General features: G+C 39.5%; 15 protein-coding genes. 7 read left to right on the top strand and 8 right to left on the bottom strand.

All coding sequences use genetic code 11. The features are described 5' to 3' along the window. Nucleotides 1–110 precede the first annotated feature (110 nt). Entirely contained in the window at nt 111–1,781 is a 1,671-nt protein-coding gene (locus IPF37_03560; protein ID QQR48618.1) for a hypothetical protein, read from the bottom strand. 398 nt (nt 1,782–2,179) lie between these two features. Between IPF37_03560 and IPF37_03565 the strand changes: the two genes are divergently transcribed. The 7 genes from IPF37_03565 (at nt 2,180) to IPF37_03595 (ending at nt 11,210) form a co-directional block, all read left to right on the top strand. Further along, nucleotides 2,180–2,488, top strand: a complete 309-nt coding sequence (locus IPF37_03565) for a co-chaperone GroES (protein ID QQR48619.1) — start codon at nt 2,180–2,182, stop codon at nt 2,486–2,488. A 27-nt stretch (nt 2,489–2,515) separates the two neighbouring features. Beyond that, complete coding sequence (gene groL / locus IPF37_03570; protein QQR48620.1) at nt 2,516–4,153, top strand: chaperonin GroEL; 1,638 nt, start codon at nt 2,516–2,518, stop codon at nt 4,151–4,153. Nucleotides 4,154–4,382: 229 nt separating this feature from the next. Next, nucleotides 4,383–5,612 carry a cation:dicarboxylase symporter family transporter gene (locus IPF37_03575; GenBank protein QQR48621.1) on the top strand — a complete coding sequence of 410 codons (1,230 nt, stop codon included), beginning with the start codon at nt 4,383–4,385 and terminating at the stop codon, nt 5,610–5,612. 418 nt (nt 5,613–6,030) lie between these two features. After that, entirely contained in the window at nt 6,031–8,541 is a 2,511-nt protein-coding gene (locus IPF37_03580; protein QQR48622.1) for a ribonucleoside-diphosphate reductase subunit alpha, read from the top strand. A 33-nt stretch (nt 8,542–8,574) separates the two neighbouring features. Further along, on the top strand, nt 8,575–9,597 hold the full coding sequence (locus tag IPF37_03585) for a ribonucleotide-diphosphate reductase subunit beta (protein ID QQR48623.1): 1,023 nt from the start codon (nt 8,575–8,577) through the stop codon (nt 9,595–9,597). A 57-nt stretch (nt 9,598–9,654) separates the two neighbouring features. Further along, nucleotides 9,655–10,521 (top strand): non-homologous end-joining DNA ligase, encoded by an 867-nt coding sequence (gene ligD / locus IPF37_03590; protein QQR48624.1) that lies wholly within the window; start codon nt 9,655–9,657, stop codon nt 10,519–10,521. Between the two features lie 26 nt (nt 10,522–10,547). Further along, nucleotides 10,548–11,210 (top strand): ankyrin repeat domain-containing protein, encoded by a 663-nt coding sequence (locus tag IPF37_03595; GenBank protein ID QQR48625.1) that lies wholly within the window; start codon nt 10,548–10,550, stop codon nt 11,208–11,210. A gap of 24 nt (nt 11,211–11,234) precedes the next feature. Here IPF37_03595 and IPF37_03600 read toward each other — a convergent pair whose 3' ends face one another. The 7 genes from IPF37_03600 to IPF37_03630 form a co-directional block, all read right to left on the bottom strand. Beyond that, nucleotides 11,235–11,774 carry a dihydrofolate reductase gene (locus IPF37_03600; protein QQR48626.1) on the bottom strand — a complete coding sequence of 180 codons (540 nt, stop codon included), beginning with the start codon at nt 11,772–11,774 and terminating at the stop codon, nt 11,235–11,237. Nucleotides 11,775–11,848: 74 nt separating this feature from the next. Continuing rightward, nucleotides 11,849–14,719, bottom strand: coding sequence for a BamA/TamA family outer membrane protein (locus IPF37_03605; GenBank protein ID QQR48627.1), 2,871 nt, complete (start codon nt 14,717–14,719; stop codon nt 11,849–11,851). A gap of 165 nt (nt 14,720–14,884) precedes the next feature. Next, nucleotides 14,885–15,157 carry an acylphosphatase gene (locus tag IPF37_03610; GenBank protein QQR49847.1) on the bottom strand — a complete coding sequence of 91 codons (273 nt, stop codon included), beginning with the start codon at nt 15,155–15,157 and terminating at the stop codon, nt 14,885–14,887. Between the two features lie 173 nt (nt 15,158–15,330). Beyond that, nucleotides 15,331–16,476, bottom strand: coding sequence for a glycosyltransferase (locus IPF37_03615; GenBank protein ID QQR48628.1), 1,146 nt, complete (start codon nt 16,474–16,476; stop codon nt 15,331–15,333). Nucleotides 16,477–16,496: 20 nt separating this feature from the next. Continuing rightward, nucleotides 16,497–17,459, bottom strand: coding sequence for a hypothetical protein (locus tag IPF37_03620; GenBank protein ID QQR48629.1), 963 nt, complete (start codon nt 17,457–17,459; stop codon nt 16,497–16,499). Then, nucleotides 17,449–18,315 carry a F0F1 ATP synthase subunit A gene (locus IPF37_03625; protein ID QQR48630.1) on the bottom strand — a complete coding sequence of 289 codons (867 nt, stop codon included), beginning with the start codon at nt 18,313–18,315 and terminating at the stop codon, nt 17,449–17,451. The genes IPF37_03620 and IPF37_03625 overlap by 11 nt, the downstream gene beginning before the upstream one ends. Continuing rightward, nucleotides 18,312–18,602, bottom strand: coding sequence for a hypothetical protein (locus tag IPF37_03630; protein QQR48631.1), 291 nt, complete (start codon nt 18,600–18,602; stop codon nt 18,312–18,314). The genes IPF37_03625 and IPF37_03630 overlap by 4 nt, the downstream gene beginning before the upstream one ends. Between the last annotated feature and the right edge of the window lie 24 nt (nt 18,603–18,626).

The raw sequence follows: 18,626 nt of genomic DNA on the forward strand, positions 1-18,626 counted from the left end.
GACAATCTTAAGTATAGCCTGAGAAGGGATATTTTTTCTAGAACCCGTACAATTTTAGCAATTAAAGAGAAGAATTTGTCGTTCCTCTCTTTAATTGTACAAAATCGTTTTTATTCCCTTTTTTGTTTTTTTTGCCATGCTGTGTATTCTTCTGAGGTCATTTCTTCTTTGCCCTCTGCATCGCTATTGCTTCGCTTACGTTTTTTTGAATTATCTATTTTTGTAACATTAGGAAACATTGCTCTGTAGGCAGGTGCAAGTTGTTCATAAATTTTATACCATCCTTTATCAAGATAAATTATTTCGTGCTTTCCTGTGTGTTGGTGACCCAATTTGTGTATAAGTATAAACTGTGTAAATGATGGGAATGTGTATATAGCAACTTTTGTTTTGTCTACAGATTCCGTGGCGATGGTATTGTTATCAATCATAATGGTTGAGTAAGTTGAGCCTAAACGAGTTGCGCTCTCTGTGAGATCGGCAAGCCATTCCCAGTCATGTGCAGAAAGGCTGCGACGAGTCCATATTTTTATATAACCATTACCATCACTCGTGATAATGGTGGTGAGATCGAGGATGGTTATATAAGAAATCCAGTAGGTATGGCGATGCTCGCCTGCAAGGTTTGCAACCAAATGCCAGTTTTGCATGTCTGGCGTACATGTCCACACGGATGCTATGCCGCTGCTCGATCCGGTAATGACAGTATGGCGATCAAATTTTATTATGAAGGAAATCCAGTCTTGGCTGTTGTGCTCATTTGCAAGGTCGGCAACCCATGCCCAGGTATTAATGTCTGGTGTGCGCGTCCATATTTTTGCTGTATGGTCTAATGATCCAGTAACAATAGTGTTGGGATCAAGGGCGATTGTTTGATAAATGGAGTCTGTATGTCCATGGTCGCCTGCAAGATCAGTTGACCAATCCCAAGAATTTGTGTCAGGATTTTGTGTCCACACTTTGGCGGCATGGTCCCATGATGTGGTAACAATGGTATGGTCATCGAGTTTTGTTAAGCTGGTGATAGGGCTTTCGTGGCCGTGCTCGCCAGCAAGATCGGCAACCCACGTCCAATTATTGGTACCAGGAGACCGGGTCCATGTTTTGACGGTCTGATCGTGCGAGCCGGTGACAATAGTATCGTCATTAAAGATGATTACTGATAAGATAGTTCCGGTATGTTGGTGTTCTCCAGCAAGATCTGCAACCCACTGCCAATCGTTGGTGCCAGGAGTTTGAGTCCATACCTTGGCGGTACCATCGTGTGATCCAGTAATAATAGTATTACGATCAATTTTGGTGATCTTAGAAACCCAATGAGTGTGTTGATGTTGTCCAGCAAGGTCAGCAACCCAGTACCACGAGTTGGTATCAGGGTTACGTTTCCATACTTTGGTCGTATTGTCTCGAGATCCGGTTACAATTGTATTGTCATCAAGTGGCGTGATAGTCAAGATGTCTGCTTTGTGGCAATGGTCGTCAGTAATTATTTGGTGTAGCAACTGAGTATTGATATTGAATTTTTTGCAAAGATAAAAAATTGATATGTTTTGATTGTCAGCCAATATTTTGCAAAGGTTTATAGCCTCAAAGTTTAATGGTTCATTGAGTTTGATAGTTGCTATCAATTCTTGTATTCCTGGCAAAAAAGCAAGTTCTTGTAAAAAAGGAATATCTCTTGCTGTTGAATATGATCTTGACGATGAGCTGCTGCCGGCAGGACTTACTGCGGGTATGCTGATCGCAAGTGTGAGTGTTAAAAGGTTTAAAAAACGTTTCATAACAAGTACCTCCATAAATACACACCTCTTTAATTTCAGGTTGATAATTATAATTATACAATATAATAAATATTTGTAAAATGAGGGTGCCCTATTTTTGCTCATAGAATAATTCTTCAAAAATAGACCAATTTTAAAAAACTTAAAAAAGGGGCTTTTTATTCTTCAAAAGGCCAAGAAATCAAGCAATAATGAGGTTTTTTCGATTTTTAAAGACCTAAAAATCTTATCATAAACAGGTAGAAAAGTTTAGTCTGTTGGTGTAAGTTTTAGATTGATTTTTCTATTTTTTGCCCTATAATTAAATCGAATTAAGAATGTGTGATTTTCGTAAATTCATTGAAAAAGTGAGTTTTTTGTCACCAATAATTTATTTTTAACACAAGAAGGACGTTGTTATGGCAGATACATTTAAGGGAGCAATAAAGCCCCTCTACGATCGAGTCCTGGTTAAGCGCTTAGAAAGCGAACAAAAAACCCAGGGCGGCATCTTTATTCCTGATACCGCGCAAGAAAAGACTCAACTTGGAGCGGTCATTGCTGCTGGTGAAGGTAAACTTATGGCCGACGGCTCCGTGCGCCAATTGAGAATTAAAGAAGGCGACAAAGTGCTTTTCGGCAAATTTTCAGGAACTGAAGTTAAGCTGAGCGGCGAAGAGTTTTTGATTTTGCGTGAAGAAGAGATTCTTGGTCGTATTGAAGGTTAATGACTGAATTAAACAAGGAATAAAACAATGGCTAAAAAAATTATCTTTGGCGAAGACGCCAGAGCCAAAATTTTAAAAGGCGTTAATACGCTTGCTGACGCAGTAAAAGTAACCTTGGGGCCCAAGGGCCGTAATGTTGCGATTGAACGTTCATTTGGTTCCCCAATCATTACCAAAGACGGTGTGTCGGTTGCAAAAGAAATTGAATTAAAAGATAAACTTGAAAACATGGGCGCCCAAATGGTGCGCGAAGTTGCTTCAAAAACTGCCGACGTTGCGGGCGATGGTACCACCACCGCTACCGTGTTGGCACAAGCAATTTATCGTGAAGGCATGAAGAACGTTGCTGCTGGTTCAAACCCAATGGAAGTTAAGCGTGGGATTGATAAGGCAGTAGAAGCTGTTGTTGCTGAACTTAAAAACTTGTCCAAGTCTATCGACAGCAAAGAAGAGATAGCACAAGTTGCTTCTATTTCTGCAAACTCAGACAAATTCATTGGCGATTTGATTGCTGATGCGATGGACCGCGTTGGCAGACACGGTGTTATTACCGTTGAAGAAGCAAAAGGCATTGAAAGCGGTCTTGATGTTGTTGAAGGTATGCAATTTGATCGTGGTTATGTTTCTCCATATTTTGTGACCAATCCAGAAAAAATGGAAACCGTTCTTGATCATCCGGTGATCTTGATTTGCGAAAAGAAATTGAGCGGCATGAAAGATATGTTGCCAATTCTTGAGCATGTTGCAAAGCAAGGTAAGCCACTCATGATTATAGCTGAAGATATTGAAGGCGAAGCGCTTGCAACCTTGGTTGTTAACAAAATGCGCGGCACGCTCAACGTAGCAGCTGTCAAAGCGCCTGGTTTTGGTGATCGTCGTAAAGCAATGTTACATGACATTGCGGTATTGACGGGTGGCCAAGTGGTGTCTGACGATCTTGGCGTCAAACTTGAAAACCTTACCATGGCAGATCTTGGTAGTGCTAAAACAGTACGTGTAACCAAAGACAATTGCGTTATTGTTGATGGTAAAGGTTGTGCGGACATGATCAAAGCTCGTGTTTCACAAATCAAAGTTGAAATGGATCAAACAACATCCGACTATGACAAAGAAAAGTTGCAAGAACGTCTTGCAAAACTTTCTGGTGGTGTTGCCGTGATCAAGATTGGTGCAGCAACTGAAACTGAAATGAAAGAAAAGAAAGACCGTGTTGACGATGCATTGCATGCAACACGTGCTGCGGTTGAAGAAGGTATTGTTCCAGGCGGCGGGCTTGCGCTCTTGCGTGCACAAAATGCTTTGGACAACCTTAAGCTTGAAGGTAATGAACGCATTGGCGTGAGCATTATTCGACGTGCGCTTGAAGAGCCTGCACGCATTATTGCAGCAAACGCTGGTTATGAACCTTCAGTCGTTATTGACCGTGTTAAGAATGTAGAAAAAGGCAACGTAGGTTTTGATGCTCGCACCGAAACCTATACCGACCTCATGAAGGCCGGCGTTGTTGATCCAACCAAAGTAACGCGTTATGCATTGCAAAACGCCGCATCGATTGCTGGTTTGTTGTTAACAACAGAAGCAATGGTATGCGATAGTGCTGAAGAAAAATCATCAGCTCCTCAAGCTGGTGCAGGACATCCTGGTATGATGCCGGGCATGTACTAAGATTTTATATCAGCAGAATAAGTATCTTATGGGGCACGCGAAAGCGTGCCCTTTTCAATGAGTGCTTTAGATCGGTTGCACTTTTATTTTATGATTAAATTAATGCTCATAGCGGCACTATTTTTGCTTGTCATCAGAATAAACGCATGATACTCTGTGGAAAAATGTTTGCTCAGTTTTGTGTTATCACTGCAATTTTTTTCTTGATATTTATCATAAGGAAACTGTTATGGCTTTGCGTATTTCGTTGCCGATGCGATTATTTTTGGTCATCATGGCCGTTCTTCTTTTCGGTCATCTGATTCCGCTTGTTGTTACGCAAGGTTTTTTTACTATCAGTTTAGTTTTCAAAGAAATACTTGGCTTCATGTTGCCGTTTGTTATTTTTTCTTTTGTACTTTCAGGTATTCTTTCTCTTAAAAGTAGAGCGCCTTTAATTTTGGGGATTTTGATTGCCAGTATTTTTATTTCTAATTTTATTATCGCCATTGCAACGTATGGCGCGGTTGTGGTCTTGGCGCCCAGTTTGTTGAGTTCTATGGCGTTGGAAGTTGCCGACCAGTGTGCGGTGGTTGTGCCATTCTTTGTTTTTAATTTGCCGACGCTTATTCGTTCTGAACACGCGTTGTTGCTGGCGTTGGTTTTGGGAATTATTGGTTCTTTCAAGCGTTGGTCGCAGGGCGAGCGGATGGTTTTGAGTTTCAAGAATGCTATTGAAAGCTTTTTGATTAATTATTTTATTCCTATGTTGCCGCTTTATGTGATTGGTTTTTTATTGAAAATGAGTTATGAGGGCGTGTTTGTATCGCTTATGCAGCACTACAGTGGCGCCTTTTTATTGATTGTTGCTATTCAAATTTGTTTCTTGGCGCTTTATTATTTTGTCGCGGCTCATTGCTCGTGGGACAAAGCGTTGAAAGCTATTAAAAATGCATTGCCAAGTTATTTGACGGCATTTGGTACCATGTCTAGCACGGCGACGGTGCCGGTGTCAGTTGAGTGTGCGGTAAAAAATACACACAATCGTCCGTTGGCGCAAGTTGGGATGCCAATCATGGCCAACGTTCATTTATTGGGCGATAGTATCAGCACGCCAATTTTGGCCATTATATCAATGCATCTATTTTTTGGTTTTGTGCCAAACTTTATGCAATATTTTGTTTTCGTTTGTTATTTTGGTATTAGCATGTTTGCCGTCTCGGGTATTCCGGGTGGCGGGATTATTGTTATGATCCCTATTTTAAAATCGGTTCTTGGCTTTACGCCGTCCATGATTAGTTTGATTACCGCTTTGTACTTATTGCTCGATTCGTTTGGCACCGCGGCCAATGTAATGGGTGATGGTGCGTTAATTATTATCATCAATCGAATTTTAAAAAATGGGGTATCTCTTCAGAATAATTTTTCATGGGACTGTTTTTTATTGTTCGAATTGAGTATTGATTTTTTGTATGAATAATATAAAACTTTCCTATCATCAAAATCTTATTTTGTCATAAAAACGGCAACGCCTTTCTGACTAATTTTTTTTAAAAAAAATGTATGTTGGTAAAAATGAGGCTGGTTTTTTTAAAAAAATTTTCTAAGAATTATTTAATGATAATAATTTTTTTGATTATTAATTTTTCAAAAATCAGCTTGAAATTTTTTATGCAAAATTGCTCAAAAGTAGCGCTGCTACAGCATCTTTCAGATATTTAAAAATTTATTTGATTGTAGGTTGGTAACCTGCTAGATTATACTCCAGATTTGAAAGTTTAGAATTTTCTTTTTGAAAATGAAAAAACAAAAATGCATGAGGGGGTTTTCGGAGTGGTGAGCAAGGGCACGCTAGATTTGGTCAGTGTGAACGTAAAGATGTTGAAGAAAGGAATAGTATGAGCAGTACGAGTGGGTCCGTTTTTTCAGATTCGATGAAAAGGCAAGGAGATATCCTTTTAGACGCATTTAATTTTCGCGTGGGTAAGCGTGAGGGAGAAGATGTTGCTTTTGATCGTTTGAAAATTGAACAAGCAATTCGACGTTGTTGTGCTGAGTGTTTGCAAGATGTTTCAGTTGATTTGATCATTGAAGAATTAATGCGCAATATTTACGATGGTATTCCAACCAAAGATTTAGAACGCGCGCTGATTTTGGCCGCAGTAGCGTTGATGGAGCGTGATCCTGCGTATGATGTTTTGGCTGCACGTTTGTTTTTACAACGCATTTATAAAGAAATTATTGGCATCTCAGTAACCGAAAATACCGTTGCGCAATTGTATCAAAATCAATTTATTATCGGTATTAAAAAAGGTATTGAAGCCGGGCGCTTAAATCCCAAGCTTGCTGATTTTCCTCTTGAAGAATTAGCAAAAAAAATGGTTATTGAGCGTGACAAATTGTTTCGCTACATGGGTATTGCAACGCTGTATGAACGCTATTTTTTGCGTGTTGAAAAGAATATTTTGGAATTACCACAAGCTTTTTGGATGCGCATTGCCATGGGTTTGGCGCTCAATGAAAAAGATCAGCTTGGTAAGACTGTTGAATTTTATAATGTTCTTTCATCGTTGCTTTACGTTGCTAGTACCCCAACATTATTTCATGCTGGTCTTGTGCATGCACAATTGAGCTCATGCTACCTGACGTATGTTGATGATGATTTGAATCATATTTTTAAATGTTTGCGGGACAACGCTAATCTTTCAAAATTTTCTGGTGGCATTGGCAATGACTGGACCGCGTTACGTGCTACTGGAGCACCTGTTAAAAGTATTAACGTTGAAAGCCAAGGTTTGATTCCATTTTTGCGCATTGCTAACGACGTTGTGTCTGCTATTAATCGCAGTGGGAGTCGTCGTGGAGCAACATGCGTTTACCTTGAAGTATGGCATTTGGATTATGAAGATTTCTTAGATTTGCGTCGTAATACGGGCGATGAACGTCGCCGTGCGCATGATATGAATACTGCTAGCTGGATTCCTGATTTGTTTATGAAGCGTGTCATAAGCGATGGCAACTGGACATTCTTCTCTCCTCACGAAACCCCAGATTTGCATGAAATTTACGGACAAAAATTTGAAGAGCGCTACGTTCATTATGAAAACATGGCCTTGCAAGGTAAGATTGAATTTTTCAAAGTAATAAAGGCTCAGCAATTGTGGCGTAAAATGTTAACGCGCTTGTTTGAAACTGGGCATCCATGGGTTAATTTTAAAGATGCGTGCAATATTCGTTCACCTCAAGATCATGCCGGCGTAGTGCATTCATCAAACTTGTGTACTGAAATTACGTTGAATACTTCACGAGAAGAAACGGCGGTGTGTAACATTGGTTCTATTAATCTTGCTCGGCATGTGGTTGACAATAAACTTGATGATGAGCTACTGACGCGTACTATTGAAACAGCGGTACGCATGCTTGATAACGTTATCGATGTTAATTTTTATCCAACGAGTGAAGCAAAAGCAAGTAATCTGCGCCATCGTCCCGTAGGGCTTGGTATTATGGGCTTTCAGGATGTGCTCTTTAAAATGAATGTTGCGTTTGAAGATGACCGTGCACTTACATTGGCAGACCAGCTTCAAGAAAAGATATCGTACCATGCGATTAAAGCCTCTGCATTGTTGGCGCAAGAGCGTGGTGCGTATGGTTCTTTTAAGGGCTCCAAATGGCATCGTAATATTTTCCCCGTCGATACACTTGATCTTCTTGAAAAAGAACGTGGCGTGCCTATCGACACTCCTCGAACCAGTTCACTTGATTGGGCTCCTGTACGAGCATTGGTGCAAGAGTATGGTATGAGAAATTCTAACTTGATGGCGATTGCGCCAACCGCAACAATTTCAAATATTGTTGCGTGTTTTCCATCAATTGAGCCGATTTATAAAAATATGTATGTTAAATCAAATATGAGCGGGGAGTTTATTGTTATCAATCAATATTTGGTGAATGATTTGAAAAAAATTGGTCTATGGTCAAAAGATATGGCTGACAAGATCAAGTATTTTGATGGCAGTGTTCAAATGATCGATGAAATTCCAGATGCTCTCAAAAGTAAATACAAGGAAGCATTTGAAATTGATCAAGAGTGGTTGGTTAAACTTGCCGCACGTCGTGCAAAGTGGATTGATCAAAGTCAATCACTTAATATTTTTATGATTGGTGCTTCAGGTAAAAAGTTAAATGATTTGTATATTGCGGGTTGGAAAGCCGGCGTAAAGACATTCTACTACTTGCGCTCCATGGCTGCAAGTCAGATTGAAAAGTCAACGCTTGATGCAAAAAAATTCGGGTTTACACAAAAGCGTCAATATGATGCAAATGCTGGTCAAAATGCAGTCTCGACCCCTGAAGAATCAGCAGCTGCGTGTAATATTGATGATCTTTCATGTGATTCATGCCAGTAGATAGTAAAAGTTTTAAACAAAAGGATAAGAACTATGCAAGGAGCTAGAATGGCAAAAAGAGATACTGTTTTATCAAGTGAGTCAACGGATCCAAATAAAATATTGCCGATGAGATATTTATGGGCGCGCCAACATTATAAAGATGGCATTGCTAATACCTGGACGCCTGAAGAAATTTCGATGCAAAAAGATATTGAGCAGTGGAAGTCAAGCTCGGTGCTTAATGATGATGAGCGACGTCTGATTTTATGGAATCTTGGTTTTTTTTCGACAGCAGAATCATTAACCGCCAACAATATTGTTTTGGCGGTGTATCGTTTCGTTTCAAATCCAGAATGTCGACAATATTTATTGCGTCAGGCTTTTGAAGAAGCGGTTCATACCGATACGTTTATTTATTGCTGCGATTCGCTTGGTCTTGATCCAGAGTACATTTATAATATGTACAATACGGTTCCATCAATCAAAGCAAAAGATGAGTTTGTTATTAACATGACAACCACCATTCTTGATCCAAGTTTTAAGCTTGATGGGCCAGAAAGTATTCAACGTTTTTTACTTGATTTAGTTGGATTTTATGTGATCATGGAAGGCATATTTTTTTATGCTGGTTTTGCTATGATGCTTGCGCTCAAACGCCAGCAAAAAATGACGGGGATTGGAGAACAATTTGAGTACATTATGCGTGACGAAAGTCTGCATCTTGCATTTGGTTGTGATTTGATTAATACCATCAAAGTTGAACATCCTGAAGCGTGGGACAAAGCGTTTCAAGATAAAGTGGTAAGTTTAATTGAACAAGCTGTTGAACTTGAAAAAACATATGCTTTTGATGCGTGTCCGCGTGGTTTGTTGGGCATTAATGCGCAACAGTTTTGCAACTATGTTGAACATATGGCAGATCGCCGCTTAGAGCGCTTGGGCTTGCCAAAAGTATACAACCAAGAAAATCCATTTCCATGGATGGTTCAGGCAACCGATCTTTCCAAAGAAAAGAACTTTTTTGAAACACGTGTTACGGAATACCAATCCGCCGGCTCTCTAAGCTGGGATTAATAAAAACGAAGAGGCTTGCTTTCGGGCAGGCCTCTTCGTTTTTTGGGGAACAAAGTAATGAAAATTGGTCGTTATGTTGTTGAAGTTCCTGGTCCTGAAAAAATATGGTTTCCCAAAAGCAAAATTACCAAGGGTGATATTGTTGCTTATTATCGTGATATCAGTCCATTTATGCTGTCCTTTACCAAAAATCGACTGTTAACAATGCATCGTTTTCCTGGTGGCATTGATCAAGAAGGTTTTTATCAAAAAAATGTTGGTGACTATTTTCCTGATTGGTTACTTTCTAAAAAAATAAAAAATAAAGAAGCTGGTTACACAACGTACGCTGTTTGTAATAATGCCGCTTCGCTGGCATATATTGCAACGCAGGGCTGCATTACGCCGCACGTGTGGCTAAGCAAAATTGATAAACTCAATTATCCCGATCGTATGATTTTTGATTTAGATCCTGCCGGTACTAATGTTGCGGCAGTGCGTTGGGCGGCCAAGCAACTGCATGATCTTTTAACTGAGCTTGGCATTCCATCATTTTTAATGACAACCGGCTCGCGCGGCTTTCACGTTGTGGTTCCGCTTAAGCGCTTAGCAACGTTTGAGGCGGTGCGTGCTTATGCGCGCGATGTCGCAACTATTTTGGTGGAGCGCTATCCAAGCAAATTAACCATCAATCCGCGCAAAGAGGCTCGCACTCATAAAATTTTAATTGATTGTATGCGCAATTCGTATGGTGCTACGGCAGTCGCGCCGTATGCCGTGCGTGCGATTGAAAAGGCGCCAGTGGCCGCACCAATTTTTTGGGAAGAGCTGGCACGTATGACGCCGCAGCGATTTACGATAAACAATATTTTTGAACGCTTGACGCACGAAGAAAATCCTTGGCACGATTTTACTAAAGTTGCTACGCGCTTAAAAGATTTGTAATAATAATGAGAGAAGAAAGGATTTGTGTGAACAAAAAATTTGTAGGATTATTTTTGGCAGCTCTTGCGTTTTCTACCAATGCTATGCCAATGGCGCCAGCAACATGCAAACTATTTGAGGCAGCTAAAAAGGGCGATGTTGTATTGGCAATAGAACTTATCAAACAAGATGCCGATGTTAATGCTTTCAATGTCAATAATAAAACACTCCTTCATTTTGCTGCTCAAAATGGTTATGACGAGTTGACAGCATTGCTTTTAAAAAATGGTGCAGAAGTTAGTCCTGTCGATGTGTCAGGTTTTACGCCATTGCATTATGCTGCTTGCGAAGGCCATACCGAATGCGTTAGGGCGCTAACGGTAAAAAAAGCTGACGTTAATGCCATTGCCAACAATGGAGCTACACCGCTCAACCTTGCGATTACCGATGGTTATAAAGAGTGTGTAGAAATTTTACTTGCTGCGGGGGCAAATCCCATACTCGCTCCATGCGCAGGCACGTACAAATACCTTATGCCAGAAGAAATAGCACGCAAACGCGGTCATGAAGACATCGGAGATATTCTCCTCAAAGCGTGCGAGAAATGGGAAAAAGAAATCGAAGACACGTTGGACAAAGATTCTGAGGAAGAATTAAATGCAAGCATATGGACGGCATGCTTCAATTGTTGTGGCTGTAGTGTTCAATAACGTTATCATGAAAAATTTATAACATTATTTTTTTACAAAATGCTTCTGAATAATGTCGTGCGAATAATCGATCGAGTTTATTTCATTAAACCCTGTGCCAACAACAAGATCGTGCGGAAGCGCAATGCCTTCGTTGAGTGTAATGGGAATAATAGTAATAATTGATTCATCAATTAAATGAGCATCAAGAAATTGTTGTACCAGCGAAGCGCCGCCTTCAAGCCAAATTTTACAACCAGGTTTTTCGCCTGCTATCTTTTTAATAAAATCAGTAACGCTTTCATTAACAAACGTTATGTCTGCCTGCGCTGGTTGTTCGGTGCTTTCGGTAAAAATGTACGAATGTTTTCCTGCATTTGGCCAGTCGCCAAACGTCAGCATTTGTTCATACGTCTTTCTGCCCATCACAATTAAATCAAGAGAAGCAAAAAAATCGTGATAACCACAATCCATGTCAGGTGGCAGATCGGCAGCAAAAGAATTTAACCAATCAACACTACCGTTTTCGTCGGCGATAAATCCATCGCGGCTTATCGCGATATACAAAATGACTTGTGGCTTCATGAGCGACCTTTGTAGAAAACTAAAGACTAATAATATGGCAATAAAGTATCATAAATAATTGAAATTTAACAGGACTAGAACACTTCGCCAAGCGTTAAATACCAGGCATAAGCGCTATCGCCCGGCAATCGCGTTTTCCATTTCCAGCCGATATCAAAACGAATGGCGCCGATGGGTGTTTTGTAGCGCAGCCCACAACCAGAGCCAGGAAACCAGGTACCTGAGCCAGGAATACCGGATTGACTCAAAACGCCAACGTCTTGGAAAATAACCATGCCGAGTTTATTAATAATTGGAAAGCGTAATTCAAGATTGAGGTTGATCATCGAGCTCCCGCCTTGAATGGTGTATTCTTGCTGTATGACGCCATTTTCGTCAATAAACTCGCTCATGCCCAGTGGCGGCAACGCATCTTTTTCATAACCGCGGACCGAGTAAGGGCCGCCCAAATAAAAGCGTTCGATGGGCATAATCTGGTTAAATTTGCGTCTGAAAATATGACCAAAGCGTAATCGAAAGCTGCCGATAACGTCGTTGTGTAATGCTTTAAAATATGATTGCTCGGCCATTAAGCGTACCGAAAAACCGGCTGCAAGTTCAGGGACCATTAATTTCATTGAAAGAAAACTAAACTGGCCTTTGGTGGTGTTAATGCGGTCATCGAGTGTATCGATAATTAAACTTGGTTCAAGGAAAAAATAGGGCAAGGTGCGATCAATATAGTCCGGATCTAAGTTAAGGTTGCCGCGCACTCTGCTCGTACGCATCCACTCATTACCAACCGTAATACCCCAATAATAATTTTCGCGATATTCATCGCTCAGGCCTGCCAAAAAGCCACTCTGTACCGCTTCGTATGCCGAGTCGCTTGAACCAACGGCGATGGGTTGTGTGTATTTGTTTGCGTAACCTTTGAGTTTGCCCATGACGGGAAATCCTAATAACGCTGGTTGTTGGTAATGTGCATCAAGTGTTCGCTCAAAGCGCGTAATTTCTGTATTAATGGTAAAATTGTCGGCACGATTGGTTGGATTTTTTATGACTAAGGATGCGCCTAATTTTGCTGTTGATTGTTTTTTAAACATAAAATTTTTGCTTGTTAAAAAATAGCCAGCGCGCAAACGCAATTCAATTGGTTCGTCGTCAACCAGTGTTATGATCAGCGGTTTTTTGCTTTTGGTATTTGATAAATGGTATGGCTGAATTTGTATTTGTTTAAAAATATCAAGGCTGCGTAATTTTTTACGCGTGAGTTCTAATTTTTCTTTATTCCACAATTCGCCCTCATGGCAACGTACTTCGCGCATGATGCGTTTAAATGGTAATTTGGTGGTGCCACGTAAATAAACTTTTCCAAAGCGTACGCGTGGTCCTGGTTCAATATTCCAGGTGGTAAAAACATCAATGCCATGTGGTGCAATTTTACTGGTCAAAATCGGGCTGACACGAGCGTACCAATAACTATGTTGTTGAAAATAATTGAGTAAATAGACTTTTTGTTCATGAAGCCAGTGAATATTGAAAGGGACCAAATTATGCGTTGTACTTTTTTGTGGGTTGGTAAACACTGAGTGAATTGCTAAGTGCTGAAAATTTTTGAAATCAAAGCCATGATAAAAATGCTGAGCACCTTTTTTGATGAGTACTAAAATAGCGTATGAATTGTTAGGTTTTTTAATGAAGCGCGTTTCAACAATTTCAAAATTCCAAAATCCTTGAGAAAAATAATAATCTTTTACGCTTGCAAGTGCTGCATCAAGGCGGCTTTGATCAAAGGTTTTTTTGCTCAGAAGCTCATCAAAAAAGTGTAAGCACTGTTTTTCATGAGTCCCAGTCTCAACATTTTTACAAACGATTTTCTTAATGAAGGTTGGGTTTCCTTCTTGAATGGTAAAATCATAATCATATTTTTGTGTTGGAGTGTAAGAAATAGTCGTTCCCCAGTACCCTTTTTTGTAATATTCATGTAGCAGTTGTTCTGCAATAATATCGGGAGAAAAAAGCCATTCGGGCAAGTCAACGCCAATAATATCTTCCTTGATGGCATGATTTGAAAAAAGATGATTGCCACTAAAATTCAGAAGTTTTCTTTTTCCAAGATCAATAAAAAATACAATATTAACCGTATAATTCCTATGATTAATCAGTCGCTTCATGCTTAAGTGGCTGTCGAAGTACCCTTTTTCTTGCAAATAGGTTCGTATCTTTTTTGCCTGTTTTTCGATGTGTTTTTTTTCGTAATTGGTATTTAATAAGTTTTTTTTAAAGCGCTTTAGTTTTTCTTTGAGTGTATTTGGTGCTTGTGTATCACTTTGTTCTTCATGAGTTTTAATATCAAAAGAGACGTCTTCAATGTGATAGTGTTTGCCTGGTTTTGTTTTAATGATAACCGTTATAGTTTTATTTTTTTTTTCATACACAAATTCATCGGTTATGAGATGATCAAAAAAGCCTTCGGCTTTGAATTTTGCTTTAATGGCGCTAAGTGATTCTTCGTGTAAAGAGATATTAAAAATGTTGCCCGGTTGCTGGATGTACAAATTGGTATACTCTTGTTGGCCAAAAAATACTCCTTTAAAGGTCATGCGCCTTAAAATCCAATTACTTTTGAGCGTGAATGTGAGATGTTGGCCATTTTCATAATCATGGCAATTGATATCAACTGATTGCAGGCGTTCTTTGCGAATAAGGCTTTTAAACGCCTGATTAACTTGTTTGACAGAAATAAAGGTGTTGGGAACGAGTTCAACCAGATGATTAAATTCTTCTGGGCTAATCTCGATGTCTGACTGATATGAAATTTTTGTGACGTACAGCGTTGTGGTTTCTTCAGGATAGTATTCATGAAAATTGCCGCCATAACACTGTTTTACATGAGCGAATAGTGACGGCGCCAATGTGCTGGCAATAAAAAAACAGATGATAAATAATAAGCGCTTGAGCACGGAACGTCCTGTTTTTGATCAATAAAGTTTCCTAAGTATAACTTTACTATTTTTGTGAAAATTTGTATTGTCCCAGGAGATTTCTTGGGATAAAGTGGTTTTTTGGGGTTGCCAAAAAAGATGAAAATTTTTATGAGAAAAGTGGAGGAGGTCAATAGTATAGATTTAATCACCAATGATTCTGAAAACGCTTCTAAAATCCTTTTCTTTTATCATTGGTTCTACTTGGACTTCATCTACTTTGGATTCCGAAGTGCCTTTGTACAAAGCATCAATAAACTCATCAAGTTTTTCAGCGACGCCAGATGCTAAGATGATAACGCTTTGCTTGTCCTCTGCATTTTGCACGGTTCCTTCAATATCATACCGTTGAGCATTTTTGCGAACATATTCGCGATACGATGCCATTTGGACATTGCCAACGACTTTTATCTTAATACATTGCCTCATAGGAATTTCCCTTTCTCACTTTTTGCCTCCTCGCGAGAATCATGCGTAATAGTATCAGACCGATTTTTGAAAAGTCAAAAAAAAAGTATAATTTTTTTTAAACTAAGTGAAAAAAATTATTACAAAAAATGGTGGTATGTTTCTTAATAGAAGTTATTTTCTTAATTCAATATTTGGCGATAAAGTGCCATATGTTGAGCAAGCATGGCGGGAACGCCAAAGTCAGTTAATGAATCTTGATGATTACTTAAACGTTGATATAGTGCCTTATTGTTGGCTATTATGGCGATCATTTTGCCTAATTGTTGCCAATTTCCGGGTTCAATTAAATAGCCATTAATGTCATGTTGAATAACTTCATTGATTCCACCAACATTATAAGCAACTACAGGAATTTTGCTTAAACGTGCTTCAATAATACTACATGGTAAGCCTTCCCATAGCGAACTGAGCGCGAAAACGTCCCACGAAGTGAGCCATGGCCTGATATCGTGTTGCCAACCAAGAAGATGTACCGAATCGTGCATGTTGTTGCGTTTAATCCATTCTTCTAGTTCCGTGCGTAATATGCCGTCGCCAATTATTTCTAATTCAAGTGTTTGATGAGTAGTTAATGTGGTGGCAAGCTGAAATGCTTTGAGTAAATCGAGAAGATTTTTTTGAGGTTTGAAGCATGACACCGTGCCAATACGAAACGGCTTCATGCGGTTGAGGCAGCGAGCTGGTAGATAAAATTTTTCATATTCAACGGCAGCCCTAATAATCGAACTTTTACGTGCAAAGTCTGGCAAAAGCTTACATCCTTCTGTGTGATCTTTTGTTGAAACGCAAACAAAGTGGGTGGTGATTAATGTGGTTATCCATTCAAATGCGTAAATTAAAAGCCAGCGCAGGCGCGGTTGATAATCATTAAAACCAAAACCATGAATCGTGTGAACGCGTGTTTTAATGCCTGCAAAAAATGCAGCCCAGCGACCAATAATGCCCGCCTTGGTACTATGTGTGTGCACGACAATAGCGGGGTATTTTTTTTTTAAGGTACGCAAAATGCGTACAATATTTCTAAAATTTTTGATTTCATTAAGCAATGATTTGAGGCGTGCTTCGTTTTTAAATGAATCAAGAAGAAATACTTGATCAAATTGTTTTGCATGCGTTACAAGTGGTCCTTGGTTGCCCGAGATGAGGCTTGTTGAAAAATCAGTATCATTGATTCCTGAAACAAGAGAAAGGCAAACTTTTTGTGCTCCGCCAAGCTCAAGTTTTGTGACAATGTAAACCACGTGGAGGTTTTTAGTCTTCTTCATTATGCTCTTTCAAAAGCGTTTTAGCTGCTTATTTTTAAGATCAGTAAAAATGACACGATCATGGCATAAATAACTGATGATTCAATAAATGTGCTGGTCAGCAAGGTGAGCTTGATCATCAAGGGATAGCTGTTTGGCTCTTGAGCAATTTGTTCACAACTCTTTGATGCTGAAAGGCCAATGCCAGCTCCGGTGCCCAGAGCTCCAAGTCCCAAGGTAACTGCGGCTGTTAAAATAACAGGTCCTTGTGGCAAAAACGTAGTGCCCAGCGTTGGGACATAAAACAGAAACATGAGTGCAAGGAGCAAGCAAAAAATTATAGGTGTTTCAATAAATGCCTGCCCAAATAGCGCGAAAGGAAAAATTTTGTTGTAGGCATTTTTGTTAACGCTGACGGCTGTACAGGCCGCTTGGCAAAAAAGTGCTTGCCCGATTGAAGGCCCAATGCTGGCAAGGCCGATGACTAAGCCCGCGCCTAAATTTTTAACACCATCAATAACGACCATATTGTCGTTGATGGTTGTTTTGATAAGTAATGAAATAATAAAAGAAAAGAGAACAGGGGCTTCAATAATTGATTGACATAACAACATGAGCGTTATAATTTTTTGAGCAAAAAAAGGTTGGCGGCCAATTCCTTGCGTGGCAGCACTTACTACAAAACTTGAAGCAATACTGGTTGAAAGAGCGGCCAAACCAATGGCTAGTCCAATGCCGAGTTCTGATAAGCTAAGTTCTAATGTTATTTCTTTTGGGGCGCCTAGTAGCATCAAAAGTGACATAACAAGTGCAATCACAATGCCGCTTTCAATGAGCGCAAGGCCGATAAGCATTGCTTTAAACGTGTTGTCTCGGCCGAGTTGTTGGCGTTCCATTGCTTGTAAGGCGTTCATGCCTGCCAAGCCTTGTCCCAATCCACCGCCAATAGTTGCAAGGCCTAGTGCCAAAATAGCCGAAAAATAATGAAGAAAATTAGCAAACATCGTGATCACTTTCTTCTGATACTAAAGGTTGTGGTTCATCGTGGTCTGTTACGCCCATCGATAAGTAAGTTGCTGTTAGCATAGTTAAAACGAATGCTTGGATTAGTCCTTCAAAAAAGCCAAAAAACATTTGAATGAAAACCAAGGCAAAAAGCATGATATGAAATATTTTGTGCAGGCGTGCAAAATAAGTAATGTGTTTGAGTACTGGAAATCGATATGTAATGATGCTTAACAAGATCATTACGAGCGTGAGCCCAAGAAAATGAAATTTAAGGGGGCCTCCTACAAATTGCATAATCATGCTAAAAATAATGCTGCCACCCAAAATATTACCAAAAAGTCGAAAAGACATTGAGGCAATTTTGGCAAGCTCACCAATAACATTGATTGGTGCTAAAAAGAAAATTGGTTGTATAAATTCTTTTAAGTAATGTTTCATGCCTTTAAATTTAATTTTGTACCATTGTACGTAGGTAAAACTGGTAAGCCCCAAAGCGACGGTTGTATTTAGATCATTCGTTGATTCATCCAAAAAAGGGATAAGGCTGGTGGCGCTACAAAAAAGAGTAAATAGAAAAAGTGACGTAATAAAAGCAAAGTGGTTATAAATCAATTTACCAAATGATTCTTTGGTTAAATCAATAAAAAAGCCAATGACCGTTTCGTAGGCAACCGAGATGATGGTTGGGTTACGTTTTAAGAGATATTTGCCCGCTATTGCTAAAACAAAGAGCATCCCCATGGCAAACCAGGTGTACATTAATGTGTCTAAATGTAGGTGCCAAAAGGGGCCATTGAGACCAAATACCTTGAAAGGTGCAATTTCTTTATACTTAAAAAGATTAATATTCATGAATGCGCCTGTGTTTTTTTGAGCGTATACGACCAAAAGCTAATACCAAAACCAACAAGGAAGAGCGGCAAGGTAACATGTAGCCAAAAATACAATAATGATACGGTGATGATAAGTATAAAAAACCTTCCAACAAACCATAACAAAGGTTGTACAAAAAAGCGAGAAGGTGGAGTTTCAGGGCTTGTTGAAAATGCCTTTTGCGTTTGAGTAACAAAAAAATAGGCATACGCAAAGCCTACCAAGAGACCAGATACGATTGAGATGAATAGCGTTGTTGTTGTCATAAATGCACTCCTGTGATAGCAATT

This window comes from bacterium, assembly GCA_016699045.1.
In the GTDB taxonomy this organism is placed as follows: domain Bacteria; phylum Babelota; class Babeliae; order Babelales; family RVW-14; genus AaIE-18.